This window comes from Rothia nasimurium, assembly GCF_928381705.1.
GTDB lineage: Bacteria > Actinomycetota > Actinomycetes > Actinomycetales > Micrococcaceae > Rothia > Rothia nasimurium_G.
In genome coordinates this window covers 49,154-69,696 of record NZ_CAKMSR010000008.1, presented here as the reverse complement: position 1 = coordinate 69,696, position 20,543 = coordinate 49,154, and the positions used below count along the sequence as shown (strand labels likewise).

At 62.7% G+C, this 20,543-nt stretch carries 19 protein-coding genes; 7 read left to right on the top strand and 12 right to left on the bottom strand.

Going from position 1 to position 20,543, the window contains the following annotated elements:
* Positions 1-38 precede the first annotated feature (38 nt).
* Genes L6762_RS07945 through L6762_RS07930 form a run of 4 tightly spaced genes read right to left on the bottom strand, consistent with a single transcriptional unit; the run spans position 39 to position 3,827 of the window.
* Positions 39-818: an enoyl-CoA hydratase gene (locus L6762_RS07945; protein WP_237186725.1), complete on the bottom strand. Its 780-nt coding sequence runs from the start codon at positions 816-818 to the stop codon at positions 39-41.
* Between the two features lie 25 nt (positions 819-843).
* Positions 844-1,773, bottom strand: a complete 930-nt coding sequence (gene mmsB / locus L6762_RS07940) for a 3-hydroxyisobutyrate dehydrogenase (protein WP_237186723.1) — start codon at positions 1,771-1,773, stop codon at positions 844-846.
* 53 nt (positions 1,774-1,826) lie between these two features.
* Positions 1,827-2,588: an SDR family oxidoreductase gene (locus tag L6762_RS07935; RefSeq protein WP_237186721.1), complete on the bottom strand. Its 762-nt coding sequence runs from the start codon at positions 2,586-2,588 to the stop codon at positions 1,827-1,829.
* 33 nt (positions 2,589-2,621) lie between these two features.
* A complete protein-coding gene (locus L6762_RS07930; RefSeq protein ID WP_237186720.1) occupies positions 2,622-3,827 on the bottom strand; it encodes an acyl-CoA dehydrogenase family protein in 1,206 nt (401 codons plus the stop codon).
* Between the two features lie 288 nt (positions 3,828-4,115).
* Between L6762_RS07930 and L6762_RS07925 the strand changes: the two genes are divergently transcribed.
* Positions 4,116-5,885 carry an AMP-binding protein gene (locus tag L6762_RS07925; RefSeq protein WP_237186717.1) on the top strand — a complete coding sequence of 590 codons (1,770 nt, stop codon included), beginning with the start codon at positions 4,116-4,118 and terminating at the stop codon, positions 5,883-5,885.
* Between the two features lie 104 nt (positions 5,886-5,989).
* On the opposite strand, the gene L6762_RS07920 is transcribed toward L6762_RS07925, so the two are convergent.
* Positions 5,990-7,075 (bottom strand): enoyl-CoA hydratase/isomerase family protein, encoded by a 1,086-nt coding sequence (locus L6762_RS07920; RefSeq protein WP_237186716.1) that lies wholly within the window; start codon positions 7,073-7,075, stop codon positions 5,990-5,992.
* A gap of 12 nt (positions 7,076-7,087) precedes the next feature.
* On the bottom strand, positions 7,088-8,587 hold the full coding sequence (locus tag L6762_RS07915; protein ID WP_237186715.1) for a CoA-acylating methylmalonate-semialdehyde dehydrogenase: 1,500 nt from the start codon (positions 8,585-8,587) through the stop codon (positions 7,088-7,090).
* Positions 8,588-8,789: 202 nt separating this feature from the next.
* Between L6762_RS07915 and paaA the strand changes: the two genes are divergently transcribed.
* The 6 genes from paaA (at position 8,790) to L6762_RS07885 (ending at position 13,569) form a co-directional block, all read left to right on the top strand.
* Entirely contained in the window at positions 8,790-9,812 is a 1,023-nt protein-coding gene (gene paaA, locus L6762_RS07910; RefSeq protein ID WP_237186714.1) for a 1,2-phenylacetyl-CoA epoxidase subunit PaaA, read from the top strand.
* A gap of 2 nt (positions 9,813-9,814) precedes the next feature.
* Positions 9,815-10,126, top strand: coding sequence for a 1,2-phenylacetyl-CoA epoxidase subunit PaaB (paaB, locus tag L6762_RS07905; protein WP_135013116.1), 312 nt, complete (start codon positions 9,815-9,817; stop codon positions 10,124-10,126).
* A complete protein-coding gene (paaC, locus tag L6762_RS07900; protein ID WP_237186713.1) occupies positions 10,123-10,950 on the top strand; it encodes a 1,2-phenylacetyl-CoA epoxidase subunit PaaC in 828 nt (275 codons plus the stop codon). Before paaB ends, paaC begins: the two co-directional genes overlap by 4 nt.
* A gap of 175 nt (positions 10,951-11,125) precedes the next feature.
* Positions 11,126-11,617 (top strand): 1,2-phenylacetyl-CoA epoxidase subunit PaaD, encoded by a 492-nt coding sequence (gene paaD / locus L6762_RS07895; RefSeq protein WP_237186791.1) that lies wholly within the window; start codon positions 11,126-11,128, stop codon positions 11,615-11,617.
* Between the two features lie 16 nt (positions 11,618-11,633).
* Positions 11,634-12,785 (top strand): 1,2-phenylacetyl-CoA epoxidase subunit PaaE, encoded by a 1,152-nt coding sequence (gene paaE / locus L6762_RS07890; RefSeq protein ID WP_237186711.1) that lies wholly within the window; start codon positions 11,634-11,636, stop codon positions 12,783-12,785.
* Positions 12,786-12,798: 13 nt separating this feature from the next.
* Positions 12,799-13,569: an enoyl-CoA hydratase/isomerase family protein gene (locus L6762_RS07885; RefSeq protein ID WP_237186710.1), complete on the top strand. Its 771-nt coding sequence runs from the start codon at positions 12,799-12,801 to the stop codon at positions 13,567-13,569.
* A 103-nt stretch (positions 13,570-13,672) separates the two neighbouring features.
* Here the strand turns inward: L6762_RS07885 and L6762_RS07880 are convergent, their stop codons facing one another.
* From L6762_RS07880 to L6762_RS07855, 6 genes are all read right to left on the bottom strand, one after another.
* The gene (locus L6762_RS07880; protein ID WP_237186709.1) at positions 13,673-14,479 is read right to left on the bottom strand and encodes an HpcH/HpaI aldolase family protein; all 807 of its coding nucleotides are present in this window, start codon (positions 14,477-14,479) and stop codon (positions 13,673-13,675) included.
* Positions 14,464-15,249: a 2-oxo-hept-4-ene-1,7-dioate hydratase gene (gene hpaH, locus L6762_RS07875; protein ID WP_237186708.1), complete on the bottom strand. Its 786-nt coding sequence runs from the start codon at positions 15,247-15,249 to the stop codon at positions 14,464-14,466. Before hpaH ends, L6762_RS07880 begins: the two co-directional genes overlap by 16 nt.
* Positions 15,250-15,404: 155 nt before the next feature.
* The gene (gene hpaD, locus L6762_RS07870; RefSeq protein WP_237186707.1) at positions 15,405-16,511 is read right to left on the bottom strand and encodes a 3,4-dihydroxyphenylacetate 2,3-dioxygenase; all 1,107 of its coding nucleotides are present in this window, start codon (positions 16,509-16,511) and stop codon (positions 15,405-15,407) included.
* Positions 16,512-16,590: 79 nt separating this feature from the next.
* Positions 16,591-18,108: a 5-carboxymethyl-2-hydroxymuconate semialdehyde dehydrogenase gene (hpaE, locus tag L6762_RS07865; protein ID WP_237186706.1), complete on the bottom strand. Its 1,518-nt coding sequence runs from the start codon at positions 18,106-18,108 to the stop codon at positions 16,591-16,593.
* Positions 18,109-18,154: 46 nt separating this feature from the next.
* Positions 18,155-18,853, bottom strand: coding sequence for a GntR family transcriptional regulator (locus tag L6762_RS07860; RefSeq protein ID WP_237186790.1), 699 nt, complete (start codon positions 18,851-18,853; stop codon positions 18,155-18,157).
* 22 nt (positions 18,854-18,875) lie between these two features.
* Positions 18,876-20,417, bottom strand: coding sequence for a fumarylacetoacetate hydrolase family protein (locus L6762_RS07855; protein ID WP_237186705.1), 1,542 nt, complete (start codon positions 20,415-20,417; stop codon positions 18,876-18,878).
* Between the last annotated feature and the right edge of the window lie 126 nt (positions 20,418-20,543).

The window sequence follows — 20,543 nt, the reverse complement described above, 5'->3', positions numbered from 1 at the left end:
ACCCAACTGTGTCACATTTTGGTGAGACGCGCAACACTTTAGCGGTGCTTAAAATCAGCCTCCCGCTTCTCAACGAAGGCAGCCATGCCCTCTTTCTGGTCCTCGGTTGCAAAAAGAGCATGGAAGGTGCGGCGCTCAAACTGGATACCCTGGGCCAGGGTGGTCTCAAAAGCGGCGTTAACGGCCTCTTTACAGACCTGGGCCACGAACTTTGACTTAGAAGCGATGGTTTCTGCCATCTCAAGGGCAGTGGGAAGGACGTCAGCGTCCTGCTCCACCAGGCGGGAGACCAGCCCCGCTCGCTCGGCCTCGTCCGCCCCCATAAAGCGCCCGGTCAGGCAGAGGTCCATGGCCTTGGCCTTACCCACAGCGCGGGTAAGGCGCTGGGATCCACCCATGCCGGGGATGACCCCCAGGTTGATTTCGGGCTGGCCAAACTTGGTGGAGGGCCCGGCGACCAGCATGTCGGCCATCATGGCCAGTTCGCACCCGCCGCCCAGGGCGTAGCCGTTCACGGCAGCCACGATGGGGGTGCGCAGGCGGGTGAGGTTGTCCCAGTGGGCAAACCAGTCGGCCGCGTACATGCTGGCGTAGGTCTGGGACGACATCTCCTTGATATCGGCGCCAGCGGCAAACGCTTTTTCGCTACCGGTCAGGACGATGGCGCCCACCTCGGGTGAGCAGTCGAAGTCGGTTGCGGCGGCAACAACCTCGCGCATGGTGGCATCGTTGAGGGCGTTGAGGGCCTTGGGGCGGTTGAGGGTAATCAGCCCCACCCGGCCGCGGGTTTCAACCAGAATGTTCTCGTAAGTGGTCACGGTGTTCCTCCTTGCTGTAGGCGGGTTAGATACCTGAGACGGGTGAGCCGTTGGCCTCGCGAATGGCGTTAATGACGTCTGAGAAGTCCTTGGTGCCACGCCCTTCTTCTACCAGGTGAGTATAGATATCTGCGGCGTGCTTGCCGAGTTCGCCGTTAACCCCTGCGGTGTCGAGGGCAGCAACTGCCAGGCCCATGTCCTTGCTCATGAGGGCGGTAGCGAAGCCCGGTTCATAGTCGCGGTTAGCGGGCGACCCGGGCACGGGGCCGGGCACCGGGCAGTTGACGTTGACCGCCCAGCAGTAGCCGGACGAAGTGGAAATGACGTCGTAGAGCACCTGGGCGTCGAGCCCCAGACGCTCGCCCAGCACGAAGGCCTCGGAGGCACCCACCATGGTGATGCCCAGCAGCATGTTGTTGCAGATTTTGGCGGCCTGACCGGTGCTATTGGTACCGCAGTGCACCACCTTCTTGCCCATCACCTCAAGCAGGGGGCGTACCTGCTCTACGTCCGCCTCAGTGCCACCCACCATGAAGGTGAGGGTGCCCTGCTCGGCCCCCACCATACCGCCGGACACAGGAGCGTCCACGGCCCGCATACCGGCCTGCACAGCCAGGTCGGCTGCCTGGCGGGCATGCTCCACCTCGATGGTGGAGCAGTCCACGAAGAGGGTGCCGGGCTGAGCGGCAGCCAGTAAGCCTCCCTCACCCTCGCGTCCGCCATAGGCTCCCAGAACGTGCTGGCCGGCAGGCAACATGGTGATGACAATACTGGCCTGGGCTACAGCGTCTTCACCGCTGGCGGCCACGTGGATTCCGCGGTCGCGGGCGGCATCGAGCGCGGCGGGCACCAGGTCAAAGCCGTGCACGGTGTAGCCTGCGGCAACCAGGTTGGCCGCCATGTAGCCGCCCATGTGCCCCAGGCCGATAAAAGCGATGGTGGGTGTGGTGGTCATCTTCTTCTCCCTTACAAGGTGGGCTGGTAGGTCTGGTGAAGCTAAGGCGCAATCTAACGAGGGGCCATGCGTAGGGCGCCGTCCATGCGGATAGTTTCGCCGTTGATGTAGTCGTGCTCGGCGATAAAGACCGCTAGGTCGGCGTATTCGGCAGGAGCTGCAAGGCGCTGCGGGAAAGGCACGTTTTTAGCCAGCTCTTCACGGAACTCTTCGGTGATACCGGCCATGAGCGGGGTATCGACAATGCCCGGGGCAATGGTATTCACGCGGATTCCTGAACTGGCCAGGTCACGAGCGGCAGGCAGAGTGAGAGCAACAACCCCGCCCTTAGAGGCCGCGTAGGCTATCTGGCCAATCTGTCCCTCATAAGCAGCAATAGAGGCGGTGTTGATAATGACGCCTCGCCCGGCAGTACCCTCCACCGGCTCCTGGCTGGCCATTAGGGCAGCCCCGGCGGTGAGTACGTTGAAGGTGCCATTGAGATTGATATTGACAGTTTTTGCGAAGAGGGCAGAGTCGTGCGGGCCCTTTTTAGAAAGGACGCGGGCCCCCGGGGCGATACCGGCACAGTTGACTACGGTACGCAGGGGGCGCTCGTCCTGCCCCACCCGTTCGAAGGCAGCTTCAACGGCGGCGTAGTCGGTGACGTCGCCGGGCAGGAAGGTAACGCCATCAACCTCCCCGGCCTTCTCGATACCGGCGGGAAGGTCGAGGCCGTAGACGTGCACGCCGCGGGCAACCAGGGCGCGGGCGGTTGCTGCTCCGATACCCGAGGCTGCGCCCGTAACCAGGGCGGTGGTGTTGGTGAGATCCATGATGCTCTCTCTTTCAGGTGGGAGGTGAGGGTTTTAGACGAAGGCTGAGTAGCCGGTCAGGGCCCGGCCCACGATGAGGGAGTTGATTTCGTAGGTGCCCTCGTAGGTGTAGAGGATTTCGGCGTCCCCAAAGAACTTGGCCATCTCGTAGTCGGTGGTCATGCCGTTGCCGCCCTGGATTTCCCGGCCCAGCCAGGCGCTCTGCCGGGCCAACTTGGTGGTGGTGGCCTTGGCCATGGCGGCGTGAACCATGTCGAGGGTTCCGTTTTCTTGCATGCGAGCACAGTTCATCATGAGCCCCAGGGCTGCCTGGGTGTTGCTCATAATTTCTGCGATGTTCTTTTGGATGAGCTGGAACTTAGCCAGGGGCTTGCCGAACTGCTGGCGGGTGATGGCGTAGTCGCGGGCGATATCGAAGATACCCAGCTGAATACCGTAGCCCTGCCAGCCCACCCAGGCGCGGGAGTTGCGCAGCATCTCGTTGGCGGCGTCGAAGTTGACGGCCCCGGGCAGGTGGGCGCTAGCGGGCACCTTCACGTCGGTGAGGGTGATGTGGGCGTTCTGCATGACGCGAAGGCCGATTTTGTTGCGAATCTTCTCGGCCTCATAGCCGGGGGCGTCGGTGGGGACGATGAAGGCCTTAATCTGCTGGTCGGCGGTATCGCGGGCCCAGACCAGGGCAAAGTCGGCGATGGTACCCATGCCAATCCAGCGTTTTTCGCCGTTGATGACCCAGTTTTCGCCGTCAAAGGTGGCACTGGTTTCGAGGCCGCCAGCGATATCGGAGCCGTGGTCGGGCTCGGTCAGGGCAAAGGCGCCGGTGAGTTCAAAGCTTTCGAGTTTCGAGAGCATCTCAGCTTTCTGCTCGTTGGAGCCGAGAATGTTAATCATGCCGAGCACCAGCTCGTTGTGAATACCGACCAGGGCTGAGAGCGAGACATCTACCCGGGTTACTTCTGCGTAGACCAGGCCGCGGAAGAGCCAGGAGGTGCCGCTGGTTTCAAGGCGGGCCAGGCCCACCTCAGCCATACCTTCAAGCAGATGCAGGGGGAACTCTTCGGTGTTCCAGTAGTCAACGATGTGGGGGCGTACTTCTTCTTGCAGGTAGGTGCGGATGCGCAAGAACCACTCTTTTTCGTGGTCGGGCAGCAGGTTGAGGACGCCGAAGGGGTCGATGTCGGGGAAGGGCAGGGGCTTTTCGGGTGGGTTTTTGACCATTCCGCGGATGTGGGTGTTCATAGGGTAGCTCTCCTGTGCAACGTCGTCGTGTGCAACTCACGGGCGGGGTTCACCCGCACTTTTTGTGTGAGTCAAGCCATATTTAGCTCTGAATGTACTCCACCTTGGGGGCTGCCGGGTAGCTTTTGGGGGAATTAATTGGTTCGTTACGCACAGACAGGCTTGCTGTCGTTGATTTTTCCACAGGGTCTTGGCAGGGGTGCCACCCCTCCCCTATAGTGACTCACAGCACCCTATCGTGACCCATGCCACTATTTCTGTGTGGTTTATTGTCGAAAGAGGTTCCCTATGAGCGTTACTGAAGAGTTCCGCACCATTCGCGACCAGCTCGTTGCCCTGCGTGAAGACTACACTGCAGCGCGCGAGCAGTTCACCTGGCCCCAGTTTGAGCATTTCAATTTCGCCCTCGACTGGTTCGACCAGGTGGCTGCCACCGAGGACCGCAAGGACGCCCCCGCCCTGATTATCGCGGAGCAGGACGGTTCCAGCGTGAGCGTGAGCTATGCAGAAATGTCTCAGCGGTCATCGCAGGTGGCTAACTGGCTACGGTCGGTAGGCGTGAAACGCGGCGACCGTGTGATTCTCATGCTGGGCAACCAGGTAGAGCTCTGGGAGCTTATGCTCGCCGGCATTAAGCTGGGCGTTATTCTCATGCCCTCCACCGAGATGCTTGAGCCGGTTGACCTCGACGAACGCATCAGCCGTGGCACGGTCGAATGGGTCATTACCAACAGCAAGAACGTGCCCAAATTCGAGCGAGTTGAGGGCAACTTCACCGTGATCGAAACAGACGGTAAGACCGAGGGGGCCCTGACCAAGCACCCCCACCTGAACTACCTGGATGCGGCGTCCGCTCCCACCGATTTCACCCCGGATGTCCCCACCCGGGGCGACGAGCCCCTGCTCTGGTACTTCACCTCGGGCACCACCTCACGGGCCAAGATGGTGGAGCACACCCACACCTCCTACCCGGTGGGCCACCTTTCGACCATGTACTGGATTGGTATGGGCCCCGGTGACGTGCACCTGAATGTGGCTTCACCCGGCTGGGCCAAGCACGCCTGGTCCAACATTTTTACCCCCTGGATTGCTGAGGCAACCGTCTTTATCTACAACTACTCCCGCTTCGACGCTGCCGCCCTCATGCAGAACATGGAAAAGTTCGGGGTCACCAGCTTCTGCGCCCCGCCCACCGTCTGGCGCATGCTCATTCAGGCTGACCTGAGCCAGCTGGCAACCCCGCCCACCAAGGTCGTTGCCGCAGGTGAACCGCTGAACCCCGAAGTAATTTCCAAGGTGAAAACCGCCTGGGGTGTGGATATTCGAGACGGCTTTGGGCAGACCGAGTCCACCGTGCAGATTGCCAATACACCCGGCCAGCCCATCAAGATTGGTGCTATGGGCAAGCCCCTGCCCGGCTACGACATTGTGCTGATTGACCCGGCTACCGATGAGATTTCTGAAACCGAGGGTGAGATTTGCATCCGCCTGGGCGATGCCCGCCCACTGGGCCTCATGACCCAGTACAAGGGGGACCCCGAAAAAACCGAGGACACCATGCGCGGGGGCTTCTACCACACCGGCGATATTGCCGAGCGGGACGAGAACGGGGTGCTCACCTATGTAGGCCGTGCCGACGACGTCTTCAAGGCCTCCGACTACAAGCTCTCCCCCTTTGAGCTGGAGTCCGTGGTCATTGAGCACCCGGCTGTGGCTGAGGCTGCGGTGGTGCCGTCACCCGACGAGATCCGCCTGGCTGTGCCCAAGGCCTACATTGTGCTGGCCGCTGGGCACGAGCCGACGGCTGAGACCGCGAAGGATATTCTCAAGTACGCCCGCGACCACCTGGCCGCCTACAAGCGGGTGCGCCGCATCGAGTTCTACGAGCTACCCAAGACCATTTCGGGCAAGATTCGCCGCGTGGAACTGCGGGCCCGTGAGAACGAGTTCCACGGCCGCCACGGCGAGAAGACCGCAGCCGCTCTGGCCGCCCGCACCACCACCGAGGGCTACGGCCACGAGTTCGCAGACACGGACTTCCCGGATCTCAAGGGCTAGGCAAATCTTTCTCTACAACGAATGTGACTCATATTCCCAAGCGGGCGTTAAAACAACACCCTTTCGGGAATATGAGTCACATTCGTGGTGGGGTGACTGCATCTTTAGGCTAGACCCAGCTCCCCCGCCTTCGTGGGGGTGAAGAAGGCCAGGACGCTCTCGCGCGAGACCTCCGCCAGGCTGGCCGGGGACCACTGCGGGTTGCGGTCCTTATCGACCACTTGGGCCCGGATACCCTCACGCATATCGTGATGGGTCAGGGCATTACAGGAGGTCACAAAGTCCTGATTCAGGGTTTCTGCCAGGCTCTGGCTACCGGCCCGGCGCACAGCTTCCAGGGCCACCTTCATACCGGTCGGCCCGTTCTTCTGCAGGGCCGCCAGAACCGTACCGGCGAACTCGGCGCCGCCTGCCCCCGAATCAGCCACCGCCTGGACCTTCTCAAGGATTTCCTCAACGGTATCAGCGGCAAAAGCACCCTCAACCCAGTGGGCGTTCTCCACGAGTTGGGAGGGAGGTGCGTCAGCTGCAAAGCCCTCAATGACGCGGGTGACGGCGTCCGCACCCTCGACCTCCTCAAGGGCAGCGACCAGGCCATCAAGCTTCTCAGACGGCACGAAATAATCAGCCATACCGACGGCGAGCGCGTCCGCCCCGGTCACGTGCAGGCCGGTGACGGCCATAAGGGTGCCAAGGTTCTGCGGGGCGCGGGCCAGGATATTGAGGCCGCCCACGTCGGGGCAGAAGCCGATGACGGTTTCGGGCATACCGGTGCGGGTGCGTTCGGTGACGATGCGGTGGGAGCTATGGGCTGAGACGCCCACGCCGCCACCCAGCACCAGGCCGTCCATGAGGGAGATGAAGGGCTTGGGGTAGCGGGCGATGCGCAGGTCGAGGGTGTATTCCACTCGGAAGAAGTCCACGCCCTGATCCGGGTTTTCGCCGGTGGCCTTGTAGAGGGCCACCACGTCACCACCCGCACAAAGACCCCGTTCACCGGCGCCGCGCAGGAGTACGGCGGCGATGTCGGCGTCCTGTTCGAAGTCGTCCAGGGCTGCGTTCATCAGCTCCATCATCTCGGCGTTGAGGGCATTGACCGCGCGCGGGCGGTTGAGGGTGATAACCCCCAGGTTGCCGCGTTTTTCGGTCAGGACGCTCTCGGTCGGCTGGGTGCCGGGCGTATCGGTCACGGTGGGCCTCCTTTAGTTGCCGGTGGGCATGACGAAGCTGGCGCCCTCTTTAATGCCGGAGGGCCAGCGGGATGTTACCGTCTTGGTCTTGGTGTAGAAGCGGAAAGCGTCGGGCCCGTGCTGGTTGAGGTCGCCGAAGCCGGAGGCCTTCCAGCCGCCGAAGGTGTAGTAGGCAATCGGCACGGGGATCGGCACGTTCACACCCACCATACCCACATCGACGCGGCGGGCGAATTCGCGGGCGGTATCGCCGTCGCGGGTGTAGATGGCAACGCCGTTGCCGAACTCGTGGTTGGTGGGCAGGGCCAGGGCCTCTTCAAAGTCATCGACGCGCACCACGGAAAGGACGGGGCCGAAAATTTCTTCGCGGTAGATGGACATATCGGTGGTGACCTTATCGAAGAGGGTAGCGCCGATGTAGTAGCCGCCCTCGTGGCCTTCAACCTTAACTCCGCGTCCGTCCACCAGTAGCTCGGCGCCTTCCTTCTCGCCGGCGGCGATGTAGCCTTCGATGCGTTCGAGGGCGCTGGCGGCAACGACGGGGCCGAAGTCTGCCTCGGGGTCAAGGGCGTGGCCGACCTTGAGGGTCTTGGTGCGCTCGACCAGCTTTTCAACCAGGGCGTCGGCGGTGGCCTGGCCGACGGGTACAGCAACTGAGATAGCCATGCAGCGTTCACCGGCAGAGCCGAAGGCTGCACCGATCAGGGCATCGGCTGCCTGGTCGAGGTCGGCGTCGGGCATGATGATCAGGTGGTTCTTGGCACCGCCGAAGCACTGGGCGCGCTTGCCGGTGCGGGCTGCGTGCTCGTAGATGCTCTGGGCGATGGGGGTGGAGCCCACGAAGCCGACGGCCTTAATGCGGGGGTCATCGAGCAGGGTATCAACGGCCTCCTTATCGCCGTTGACCACGTTGAAGATGCCGTCGGGCAGGCCGGCCTCGGTCCAGAGCTCAGCCAGACGCAGGGGCACAGAGGGGTCACGCTCTGAGGGCTTGAGGACGAAGGCATTACCGGCTGCGATTGCGGGGCCGCACTTCCAGAGGGGAATCATGGCCGGGAAGTTAAAGGGGGTAATACCGGCGACCACGCCCAGGGGCTGACGCATGGAGTAGACGTCGATGCCGGTGCCTACGGAGTCGGAGTACTCGCCCTTGAGCAGGTGGGGGGCGGCGGTGGCAAATTCGACGACGTCAAGGCCGCGCTGGATATCACCGTGGGCGTCGGCTACGGTCTTGCCGTGTTCGAGCGAAAGCATCTCGGCCAGTTCGTCGGCGTTCTGGTTGACCAGGTCCACGAAGCGGTGCAGAATACGGGCGCGCTTCTGGGGGTTGGTAGCAGCCCACTTGGCCTGGGCTTCTGCGGCGTTGGCGATAACATCGCGCACCTCATCAGCGGACGCCAGGGGCACCTGGGCCTGCACCTGGCCGGTGCTGGGGTTGTAGACATCGGCGAAACGACCTGAGGTTCCGGGGCGATGGGCGCCGCCGACGTAGTGGGTTAACTGCTTCGTCATCGAAGCCTCCTTCCGTGAGGGCGCACAGATTTCTGTGCATCAGCTCACACGATACAGAAAAAATAGACGGGTGCATAGAGGCCAATCCCAAGATTACGCTTGACCGTGATGTGCTCAAGACTATATTCTGAACGAACGGTCAGTAATTAGTGCAGATGGGGCTGCCTCGCCCCGAGCAGCCCGCACCCGCAAGGAGCCAGACATGACTTCAACGACGAAGAACCCCGACCTCTCCCCCGTCGCCGACGCCCCCGCCCAGGCGGGCAAGAACGTCCTCAACGAAGAAGCCGAGCAGGCCTACTTCGACAAGCTCATCGCCGACGACTCCCGCGTCGAACCCCGCGACTGGATGCCCGAAAAGTACCGCAAGACCCTCACCCGCCAGGTCTCCCAGCACGCCCACTCCGAAATCATCGGCATGCAGCCCGAAGCCAACTGGATTACCCGCGCCCCCTCCCTCAAGCGCAAGGCCATTCTCATGGCTAAGGTGCAGGACGAAGCCGGTCACGGCCTCTACCTCTACTCCGCTGCCGAAACCCTCGGCACCCCCCGCCACATCCTCAACGAGCAGTTGCTCGAAGGCCGCGCGAAGTATTCCTCTATCTTTAACTACCCCGCCCGCACCTGGGCAGATATGGGCGCTATCGGCTGGCTGGTCGACGGGGCCGCTATCTGCAACCAGGTGCCCCTCTGCCGCGCCTCCTACGGCCCCTACGGCCGAGCCATGGTGCGCATCTGCAAGGAAGAATCCTTCCACCAGCGCCAGGGCTGGGAAATCCTCTACGAACTCTCCCACGGCACCGAAGCCCAGAAGAAGATGGCCCAGGACGCCGTCAACCGCTTCTACGGCCCTGCCCTGCAAATGTTCGGCCCGCCGGATGCCGACTCCCCCAACTCCCAGCAGTCCATGGCCTGGAACATCAAGCGCTTCTCCAACGACGAGCTGCGCCAGCGCTTCATCGACATGCTAGTCCCCCAGGCAGAAGCCCTCGGCCTCACCCTGCCCGACCCCGACCTCAAATGGAACGAAGAACGCGGCCACTACGACTACGGGCCGCTGGACTGGGACGAGTTCAACTCCGTCATCTCGGGTAACGGCCCCTGCAACGTCCAGCGCATGCAGCGCCGCCGCGCCGCCCACGAAGAAGGGGCCTGGGTGCGCGAAGCCGCCGCCGAATACGCCCGCAAAACCGCAGAACAGCACTCCGAACTGCTAGGACCCTAACCATGACCGAGAACATCGCCCACCTGCCCGAATCCAACGAATGGCCCCTCTGGGAGGTCTTCGTCCGCTCCTCCCGCGGCCTCTCCCACGTGCACGCAGGCTCCCTGCACGCTCCCGACGCCACCATGGCCCTGCGCAACGCCCGCGACCTCTACACCCGCCGCAATGAGGGCACCAGCGTCTGGGTTGTACCCGCCGAAGCTATCCTGGCCTCCGACCCCGACTCCAAGGGCGGCTTCTTTGAATCGTCCCAGGGCAAGAGCTACCGCCACGCCACCTACTACACCAAGAGCGAAGGAGTGAAGCACCTATGAGTTACGCCTCCTTCGAATCAGCCACCCGCCACAGCGAAGGCGAATCCATCATCGCTGAAGACATCGCCGCCTCTGGCGTCAAGGCCAGCGAAGAAGTCGCCCGCTACGCCCTGGCCCTGGGCGACGACGCCCTCATGCTCGGCCAACGCCTAGCGCACTGGATTTCCCGCGCCCCCGAACTCGAAGAAGACATCGCCCTGGGCAACATCGCCCTGGACCTGATCGGCCATGCCCGCTTCTTCCTCACCTACGCAGGCACCGCCTGGGGCAAGACCGAGGACGACCTGGCCTACTTCCGCGACGAAGAAGAGTTCCGCTCAGCCCGCCTACCCGAACAAGAAAACGGGGACTTCGGACAGACCATCGCCCGCCAGCTCATCTTCAGCTACTACCAGTACGAGCTCTACTCAGCCCTGGTGAAATCTGAAGACCCCACCCTGGCAGCAATTGCCGCCAAAGCCCTCAAAGAGGTCGCCTACCACCAGGACCACGCCACCGCCTGGACCCTCCGCCTGGGCATCGGCACCGAAGAATCCAACCGTCGTATGCAAGAAGGCCTCTACTACATGTGGCCCTACATCGATGAACTCTTCTACGACTTCGACGACGCAGCAGCCCTGCCCGGTGTAGCTGTACTTCCCTCCACCCTGCGTGAGAACTTCGATAGGCGCCTAACCGCCATCATCGAAGAAGCCCAGCTACAGGTCCCCGATGTGCCCCAGGCCCGCGGGGGCGACCGCTCCGGCGTCATGAGCGAGGCCCGCGGCCACATCCTGGCAGAAATGCAGGTCCTGGCCCGCGCCCACCCCGGCGCCACCTGGTAATTCCCAGCAGGCCAGCACAAGGAGGTGCCCCGTGAATAGCCGCAGCAACCGTCCGCCCCACCAGCACCAGGGCGACTCTCTCACCAGCGAGCAGGCCAGCGCCGGAGTCGACTTCAGCTTTGGCTTCGATGCCGACTCCGGCTACACCGCTCCGGTCCTAGAAACCGAGAGCTCTGTGCCCGCCCCGGCCGGTTCTGACTCCGCCTTATGGGAACTTGCCGCCCGAGTCGCCGACCCCGAAATTCCCGTTCTCTCCATTGCTGACCTTGGGATTCTTCGGGCCACCCGCTACGAGGGCGACCAGCCGGTTGTAGTTATTACCCCCACCTACTCCGGCTGCCCGGCCATGGACGCTATCACCACCAACGTCCGCCGGGTCTTCACCGACCAGGGCTACCCGGCCCCGCGCGTGGACACCGTCCTCTCCCCCGCCTGGAGCACCGACTGGATGAGTGAAGCAGGCAAAAAACGCCTGGCCGACTACGGAATCGCCCCTCCCACCGGCACCGCCGCCGCGGGGCCCGTCCGCCTGGGACTTGCCGTCAAATGCCCCCGCTGCCACTCCCTAGCCACCCGCGAACTCACCCGCTTCGGCTCCACCTCCTGCAAGGCCCTCTACCAGTGCGAATCCTGCGCAGAGCCCTTCGACTACTTCAAGATTCACTAGACCCAAGGAAGACGCCATGACCGAAACCAGCACCCGCCGCCGGGCCACCTTCAACACCCTCACCGTCTCCGGCGTCCGTAAACTCACCAAAGACTCCGTTGAAGTCACCTTCGCTGTGCCCGACGAACTCGTCGCCGACTACGACTACCTGCCCGGCCAGTACGTCGCCCTACGCGCCCAGATTGACGGGCAGGAAGTCCGCCGCTCCTACTCCATCTGCGCCGAGCCCACCCCCGGCGAAATCCGCGTGGCCATCAAACGTGACTTCGGCGGCCTCTTCTCCAACTGGGCCAACGACACCCTCAAACCCGGCTACCAGATTGACGTCATGAACCCCCAGGGTGCCTTCGTCTCCAAGAGCACCATCACCAGCCTCAACGACCCCGACAAAATCGCTGAGGACGCAGCCGCAGCAGGGGGTGAACACATGGTCGCTTTCGCCGCCGGCTCGGGTATCACCCCCATCATCGCCATCGCCCGCACCGTGCTCAAGGCCAGCCCCACCAGCACCTTTGACCTGGTCTACGCCAACAAGTCCGCCATGGACGTCATGTTCGCCGAAGAAATCGGCGACCTCAAGGACCGCTACCCCACCCGCTTCGCCGCCCACCATGTGCTCTCCCGCGAACAGCGCATCAACCCGCTCATGAGCGGCCGCATCGACGACGAGAAACTCAACGCCATCTTGGACCACGTCATTCAGGTGGACAAGGCCGACGAGTGGTTCCTCTGCGGACCCTTCGAACTGGTGCAGCTCTGCCGCGACACCCTCGCCGAGCGTGGCGTCCGCGAGGACGACGTCCGTTTCGAACTCTTCACCACCGGCAAACCCGAAACCCCCGCCGGTCAGCAGGGCCGAGCCGTCGAAGCCGACCCGGCCGGGGCCAACTACGCTATCTCTTTCAACCTGGACGGCACCTCCTCCTCCGTTGAATCCCCCATCTCCGCCAACGAGACCATTCTCAACGCCGCCCTGCGCGTACGCGCCGACGTACCCTTCGCCTGCGCCGGTGGCGTCTGCGGAACCTGCCGCGCCAAGGTGATTTCGGGCGACGTCAAGATGGAGGAAAACTACGCCCTGGAAAAGGACGAGGTCGATGCCGGCTACATTCTCACCTGCCAGACCCGCCCCTGCTCCGACGCCGTGACCGTGGACTTCGACGCCTAGGAAGGGTGTAGCCTTGATTGATTTAACCATTGAGGGCGCTGTTGCCGAGGTTGTGCTGAACGCCCCCGAAAAAATGAACGCCGTGAACGAGGCTGCCCTGGCCGAGCTTTCTGCCGCCTACGACGAGGCGGCTGCGGCGGGCGTCCGCGCCCTGCTTCTGCGCGGGGAGGGGCGAGGTTTTTGCGCCGGGCGGGATATCGCCGGGCTGGTGCCTGCTGAGGACGACGCCTACGCCTACCTGGCCGGTCAGGTAACCCCGCTGCTGAAGAAGATAAGCACCTTCCCTGCCCCGACCTTTGCGGCGGTGCAAGGCCCCTGCCTGGGCGTTGGGCTGGGTCTGGCTATTGCGACGGACGTGGTCTATGTGGCTGAGAACGCCAAGATTGGCTCCCCCTTTGCCAATCTGGGCGCCACCCTGGATTCTGGTGGGCACGCCCTCTTTGTGGAGCGGCTGGGTGCCCACCGGGCCCTGGACCTGATTTATACGGCTGACCTGATTTCTGGGGCTGAGGCGGTGGCTGCTGGGCTCTTTAGCCGGGCTGTTCCCGCCGAGGAGCTCTTGGACTTTACCCGCGAGAAGGTGGCCAAGGTGGCGGCTGGGGCGACCGGGGCTTTTGTGGCTTCGAAGCAGCTGGTGGCCCAGGTGCGCGACGCCCGGGTGGGACTCTGGGAGTCTGTTGAAGCTGAGAACAAAGCGCAGGGCGACCTGTGCTCCTCTGCGGACTACGCCGAGGGGTTCGCGGCTTTCACGGAGAAGCGGACGCCGGTTTTTCGGGGTAAGTAGCTTTTTATCGAGAGTAAGAGAAAACTTCATGAGTACGTTCTTTGCACGTGCTCATGAAGTTTTTTCTTACTCTCACCAAGGAGCAAGGACGCTGGATTCGGCTCTAGTAGCCCACGTCGGCGGAGCCGGGGGTGGCGTCCTGGACGAAGCGGGCAGCCAGCTTCTTAGACTCCAAGGCCAGGAGCTGCACGTCAGCGGCCACCAGAATAAAATCAGCACCGGCAGCCAGATAGTCCTCTGCCTGCGCTGGGTCAAAGGCATTCACGCCCACCTTCACCCCGGCGGTACGGGCTAGCTCGATAACTCGCTTCACGGCGTCCACCACCTGCGGGTGGTTCTGCTGACCTAGCAGCCCCATGGAGGCAGCCAGGTCTGAGGGCCCGACAAAAATCCCGGCTAGGCCGTCCACCGCGCAAATCTCTTCAGCATTAGCCACGGCCGCCGCAGACTCAATCTGCACAAAAAGCGAAATGTACTTCTCAGCCTCGGTCAGGTAGCCGGGCACCCCGCCCCAACGGGCTGAACGGGATAGGGCAGAGCCCACCCCGCGCACCCCCGCCGGAGGATAACGGGTAGCAGCGACCGCGTCCTGGGCCATTTGGGCAGTATCGACCATGGGAATGAGCAGGTTCTGGGCGCCGGCGTCTAAGAACTGCTTAATAGCAACCACATCCAGGGAGGGCAGGCGCACCATGGTCTGCACCGGGTAGGCGGCCGTGACTTGCAGAAGCTGCTGCACAGTCTCCAGGCTGACAACCCCGTGCTCACCGTCAATGAGCAGCCAGTCCAGGCCGGAACCGGCGCAGATTTCAGCGGCCACCGGTGAACCTGAGCAGACCCACATGCCCACTGCGGGGCGTCCGAGGGTGTGCAGGTGCTGGCCGAAGGGCTTATCTAGACGAAGCGACACGTTACCGCCCCTAAGTCTCCGTAGTCTGCGTGGACGGTATCACCCGGGTGCACCCACATGGGCTTGGTGAAAGAGCCGGCCAGAATAATCTCACCGGCTGTGAGAGAGTCCCCGTGGGCAGCCAGCTTGTTGGCCAGCCAGGCAACACCGTTGGCCGGGTGGTTCAGGACGGCGGCAGCTACCCCGGTGTCTTCAATCTGCTCGTTGCGGTAGAGCAGGGCTGAAACCCAGCGCAGGTCAATAGAGGCCGGGTCAACCGGGTTGCCCCCATAGACCATGGCACCCAGGGCAGCGTTATCGCTGATGGTGTCGACGATGGTGCGGCCCTCCATCTCAATGCGGGAGCTCAGAATCTCTAGGGCTGGAACCACATATTCGGTGGCCCGCAGCACGTCGAAAATGGTGACGTTGGGGCCGGTCAGGTCGTCCTTGAGCACGAAAGCCAGCTCAACCTCAATACGCACGTTGGAGTACTGGGAGTGCTCAATGACCGAGCCGTTTTCGTAGACCTGGTCGGCGAAGATCGCCCCGTAGTCGGGTTCGGTAATGCCGGTGGCCTCTTGCATAACCTTGGAGGTCAGCCCGATTTTGCGGCCGATAAGGCGGCGGCCAGCGGCCTCACCCCGGGCCCGCCACATGTTCTGCACCGCGTAGGAGTCCTCAACGGTCATGTCGGGGTAGGTGGCGGTCAGGCGTGGAATCATGGTGCGATTCGCCTCGGCCTCGGCCAGGTCATCAGCAATTTTGGTGAGCTGTTCTTTAGTGAGCATAGATAGCTTTCAATACTGCGGGAGGTGCTTGAGGGATATGCTCGCCGCCGACTGGCTGGGTCTGGCGTGAATTGGGGCGAGCGCCCCGCGCGAGCCCCAAGAGGGTCAGTCGGCTAGAGCATATCCCGAAGCACCGAACTTATGTATTTCAGTCTTTACAGCTGGTGCCCCAGCTTGTATTCGCCCTTCTTCCAGTCGGGCATATCTTCTTCGCCGGCGCGGGTATAGGAGAAGCCGTCGGCGCCGATGGTCTGTTCCATTTCGGAGTCGTCGGTGCGTTCAACCAGGGGCACGAGGTTGCCATCGAGGTCGAGCACGCGGGAGGCGTCGGTGTACCAGGAGGGGACGACGGGGGTGCCCCACCAGTCGCGGCGCTGGTTGTCGTGGACGTCCCAGGTGACGCGGGGGTTGTCGGGGTCGCCGGTGTAGTAGTCCTGGGTGTAGATTTCGACGCGGTGGCCGTCGGGGTCGCGCAGGTAGAGGTAGTAGGCGTTGGAGACGCCGTGGCGGCCGGGGCCGCGTTCGATGTGGTCGGAGAGACGCAGGGCGCCGAGCTTGTCGCAGATGGCGATGATGTTGTGCTTTTCGTGGGTGGCGAAGGCGACGTGGTGCATGCGGGGGCCGTCGCCGCCGGTCATGGCGGTGTCGTGGACGGTGGGCTTACGGCGCATCCAGGCGGCGTAGGAGGTGCCGGCTTCGTCCTGGATGTCTTCGGTGACGCGGAAGCCGAGGTCTTCCATGTATTCGATGGCTTTGGGGACGTCGGGGGTGACCTGGTTGAAGTGGTCGAGACGGACGAGGGCGCCGGGAGTGTGGAGTTCGTAGCGCCAGGCCAGGCGTTCGACGTGCTCCACCTCGTAGAAGAATTCGTAGGGGAAGCCGAGGGGGTCGAGCACGCGCACGGAGTCGCCGAGGCCCTTGACGAAGCCGTCCTTCTTGCGGCGCACCTCGCAGCCGCGGGCGGTGTAGAACTTTTCTGCCTTATCGAGGTCTTCGGGGGTGCGGACGCGGTAGGAGAAGGCGGCTACAGCGGGGGTATCGCCCTTGCGCAGAATCAGGTTGTGGTGGATGAATTCTTCCAGGGAGCGCAGGTAGATGGTGTTGGCATCTTCTTCAGTAACAACAAGGCCGAGCACATCGACGTAGAAGTTGCGGGAGCGTTCGAGGTCGGTGACAACCAGTTCCATGGAGGCACAGCGGACGATGTCGGGGGCGTTTTCGTCGGGGACGATGACGGGGTAGTCGACAAAGGTAGGTGACATGGGTTTTTGCTTTCTTGGGATGGGGCGGACGCCGGGAGGCTACGGTGCGCACCCGGCGGCCGCGGAGATGGGGTGGGTGTTAGTCGGCCTTGCCGAAGACGGGGTTGTGGACTTCGCCGAGGTTGATGTGGACGGCCTGCTGGTCGGTGTAGAAGTCGATGGAACGGTAGCCGCCTTCGTGGCCCAGGCCGGAGGCTTTGACGCCGCCGAAGGGGGTACGCAGGTCGCGGACGTTGTTGGAGTTGAGCCAGACCATGCCCGCCTCAACGGCCTGGGAGAAGTTGTGGGCGCGTTGCAGGTTGGAGGTCCAGATGTAGGCGGCCAGGCCGTACTTGGTGTTGTTGGCCAGCTCTAGGGCCTCTTCATCGGTGTCGAAGGGGGTGATGGCAACGACGGGGCCGAAGATTTCTTCCTGGAAAATGCGGGCGTCGGGGGCGACGTCGGCGAAGACGGTGGGGAGGACGAAGTTGCCTTCGGGAAAGTCGGCGGGGCGTTCGCCGCCTGCAACCAGGCGGGCTTCGGTCTTGCCGATTTCTACGTAGGACATGACCTTGTCGTAGTGTTCAGGGTGGACCAGGGCCCCGACTTCAGTTGCGGGGTCTGAGGGCAAACCGACTTTGACGCGCTTGGCCTGGGCTGCGTAGCGTTCAACGAATTCATCGTAGATGCTGCGCTGGACCAGAATACGGGAGCCTGCGGTGCAGCGTTCGCCGTTAAGGGAGAAGACGCCGAAGATGGTGGCGTTGATGGCGGTTTCGAGGTCGGCGTCTTCGAAAACAACGGCCGGGGACTTGCCGCCGAGTTCCATGGAGAGGCCCTTGAGGTAGGGGGCGGCATTGGCGAAGATAATTTGGCCGGTCTTGGATTCGCCGGTGAAGGAGATGAGGGGGACGTCGGGGTGCTTGACCAGGGCGTCACCTGCGGTTTCACCGAAGCCGTTGACCAGGTTGAAGACGCCTGCGGGTAGGCCTGCTTCTTCGAAAATTCCGGCCCAGAGGGAGGCCGAAAGGGGGGTGAATTCAGCGGGCTTGAGGACGACGGTGTTGCCGGTTGCCAGGGCGGGGGCTAGCTTCCAGGATTCCAGCATGAAGGGGGTGTTCCAGGGGGTGATCAGGCCGGCGACGCCAATGGGCTTGCGGTTGACGTAGTTGACCTGGCGACCCGGGACCTTGAAGGCGTCGTCGGTCTGGGCGACGATGAGGTCGGCGAAGAAGCGGAAGTTTTCGGCGGCGCGTCGGGCCTGGCCCTTAGCCTGGGTGATGGGTAGGCCGGAGTCGAAGGATTCCATCTGGGCGAGGGCGTCCTCGCGGGATTCGACGATGTCGGCGATCTTCATGAGCACGCGCGCACGTTCGCGCGGGAGCATACGGGGCCAGGGGCCCTCGGTGAAGGCGGTACGGGCAGCGGCTACAGCGGCTTCGATGTCTTCTTTCTTACCCGAGGCAGCCTGGATGTAGGGCTGGTTGGTGACGGGGTCGAGCACGTCGAAGGTTTCGCCGTCGATGGAGTCAACGAACTGGCCGTTGATGTAGTGCTGGATGCACTCGGGCAGACCGGCGGGCTTGGCGGGTGCGGTAGTGGTTTCAGTAGTGCTCACAGGTAACTCCTTTGTGTGGTGTGAGGGGCGGACGCCGGTGGGCGGGTTATACCGGCTCGGGGATAGTGCTGAGGTAGCTGGTGAGGGTCGCCTGGCGGTGGTCTCGTACAGCTTGTTCGACCTCGTGGGCTGGCTGGCCACGGTCGATAAGGTCAATGATTCGTTCGTGTTCTGCCACCGATTCGGCAGCTCGGCCGGGCACAAAAGAGAAGGTTGATTCGCGCAGGTTGCCCAGGCGGTCCCACTCGCTGCCAACAAGATCGACAAGGTGCTGGTTGGGGCAGCGGTGGGTGAGAATTTGGTGAAAGCGGTGGTTGAGGTCGGTGAAGGTTTTGGGGTCAAAATCTTCAAGGAGGGTAGCAAGCTGGTGGTTGTAGTCGCGGGCAGCGGCGATATCTTCGGCAGTGAGGTGGGGCAGGGCTAGGGCGGTGGCTGCCCCTTCTAGAATGCCGAGGGTTTGCATGCTCTCTACGTAGGCGGAGCTGTCGACCATGGCGACTCTGGCACCTACGTTCCGTTCGAAGGTGACCAGGCCTTCTGCTTCAAGCTGGCGGATAGCCTCTCGCACAGGAACCACCGACATATCGAGTTCACGGCCGATAGAGGCCAGCACCAGGCGGTGGCCGGCGGCAAAATCGCCGTTCACGATTTTTTCGCGCACCCAGGTGTAGGCAGTCTCGGCTTTAGATAGACCCTTCTCGTAGTTGAGGGTCACCTGCAGGGGCTGCCCGGGGTAGAGATCGATGTTCACGGTGGTTCCTAGCGGGTTAGGGCTGAGCGGGCGGGTTCTGGGCCAGCCAGTCTTTGTACTTTTCTTTCCAGGCGCCGGTGGGTGGGAAGAGCCCGTCCACAGGGTGACCGGCTGCGACCTGTTCGGCGACCCAGGCGTCCTCCTGTTCTTTTTCGAAGGCGGCTTGGGCAACTTCGGCGGCGAGGGCCGGGGGGATAACAATAGCGCCGTCGTCATCACCAACGATGATATCGCCAGGCAGGACGGTGGCGTTTCCACAGGCCACAGCGACATCGACTTCCCAGGGCACGTGTTTACGCCCCAGAACAGCGGGGTGGGGACCCTGGGTGAAGACGGGCAGGCCGATATCCTTGACGGCCGCGTAGTCCCGTACCCCACCGTCGGTAATGACGCCAGCGGCTCCCCGGTGTTTGGCGCGCAGGGCCAGGATGTCGCCCAGGGTGCCGGAGCCGGACTCCCCGCGGGCCTCGATGACGATGATCTCGCCTTCGGCCACCTCGTCGAAGCAGCGTTTTTGAGCATTGTAGCCCCCGCCGTGGGTCTTGAAGAGGTCTTCGCGGTTGGGCACAAACCGCAGGGTTTTGGCGGTGCCAACAATTTTAGTGCCGGGGGTCTGGGGGTAAACTCCCTCAATCACAATGTTGTTGAGGCCGCGGGCGCGGAGCTGGGCTGAGAGCCCGGCGGTGGGTACTGCCTCTAGGAGGCGTCGCAGCTCGGGGGTGAGAGCGGACGCCGGTGCCTGGGTTTCTGCCTCAGCTAGTGGGGGTAGCCCGGCCGCCTCACGGGACCCCCAGGCTTCTTCGGTCTGTTTTTCATCAACGGCAGGCAGGGTTCCAACAGTCTCCTTGAAGTCACCCCGACCTGAGATAACACGGGTCACCAGACGGCCAGAGGTGGGGTTTCCTGCAGCGGTAGGAGCATCGACTTCCACTTCAACAAGGTCACCGGGAACAATAACGGAGGACCCGGCCGGGGTGCCGGTCAGAATGACGTCACCGGTCTCTAAAGTCATGTGCTGGGAGAGGTCAGCGACGAACTGGGAAAGGGGGAAAATCATGTTGGCTGCGGCGGTGTCGTCCTGCTGCACCAGCTCACCATTGACCCAGGTGCGGATGCGAAGCTGGTCTTCTGAAACCGCGCGGGCATCAATCAGATGAGGGCCAAGAGGGGTGTAGCCGTCACGCCCCTTGGAGCGCAGATTGGAGCCCTTATCGGCGGGCCGGTAATCGTAAATCCCCAGGTCGTTAGCGGCGGTCACGTAGGCTACATGATTCCAGGCTTCTTCGGGAGGAACGTGACGGGCGGGGGTACCGATGACCAGGGCAATTTCTCCTTCGAAGGCCAACAGCTCAGTACCCTCGGGGCGCTCAACGGCAGAACCGGAAGCGGCCAGGGAGCTGGTGGGCTTCAGGAAGTAAGAAGGCTGGGCAGGACGGCGACCGCGCTGGGCGGCGCGAGATTCGTAAGCTACGTGCACAGCAATAATCTTGCCGGGTGTCACGGGGACGGAAGCTGCGCCCCCCTGGCTTTCGGGGTGGCTGGAAGGTGCGTTAGTCATGGAGTCTCCTCGTTGAGCTCTATCAACCTTGTCTGGAATCGTATATCATTTTCACACACTAGCAAGTAACTCACGTCACAGCAAGGGGCTTTTATAAAAGTCTTACTCCACCTCATGGCAAGTTTT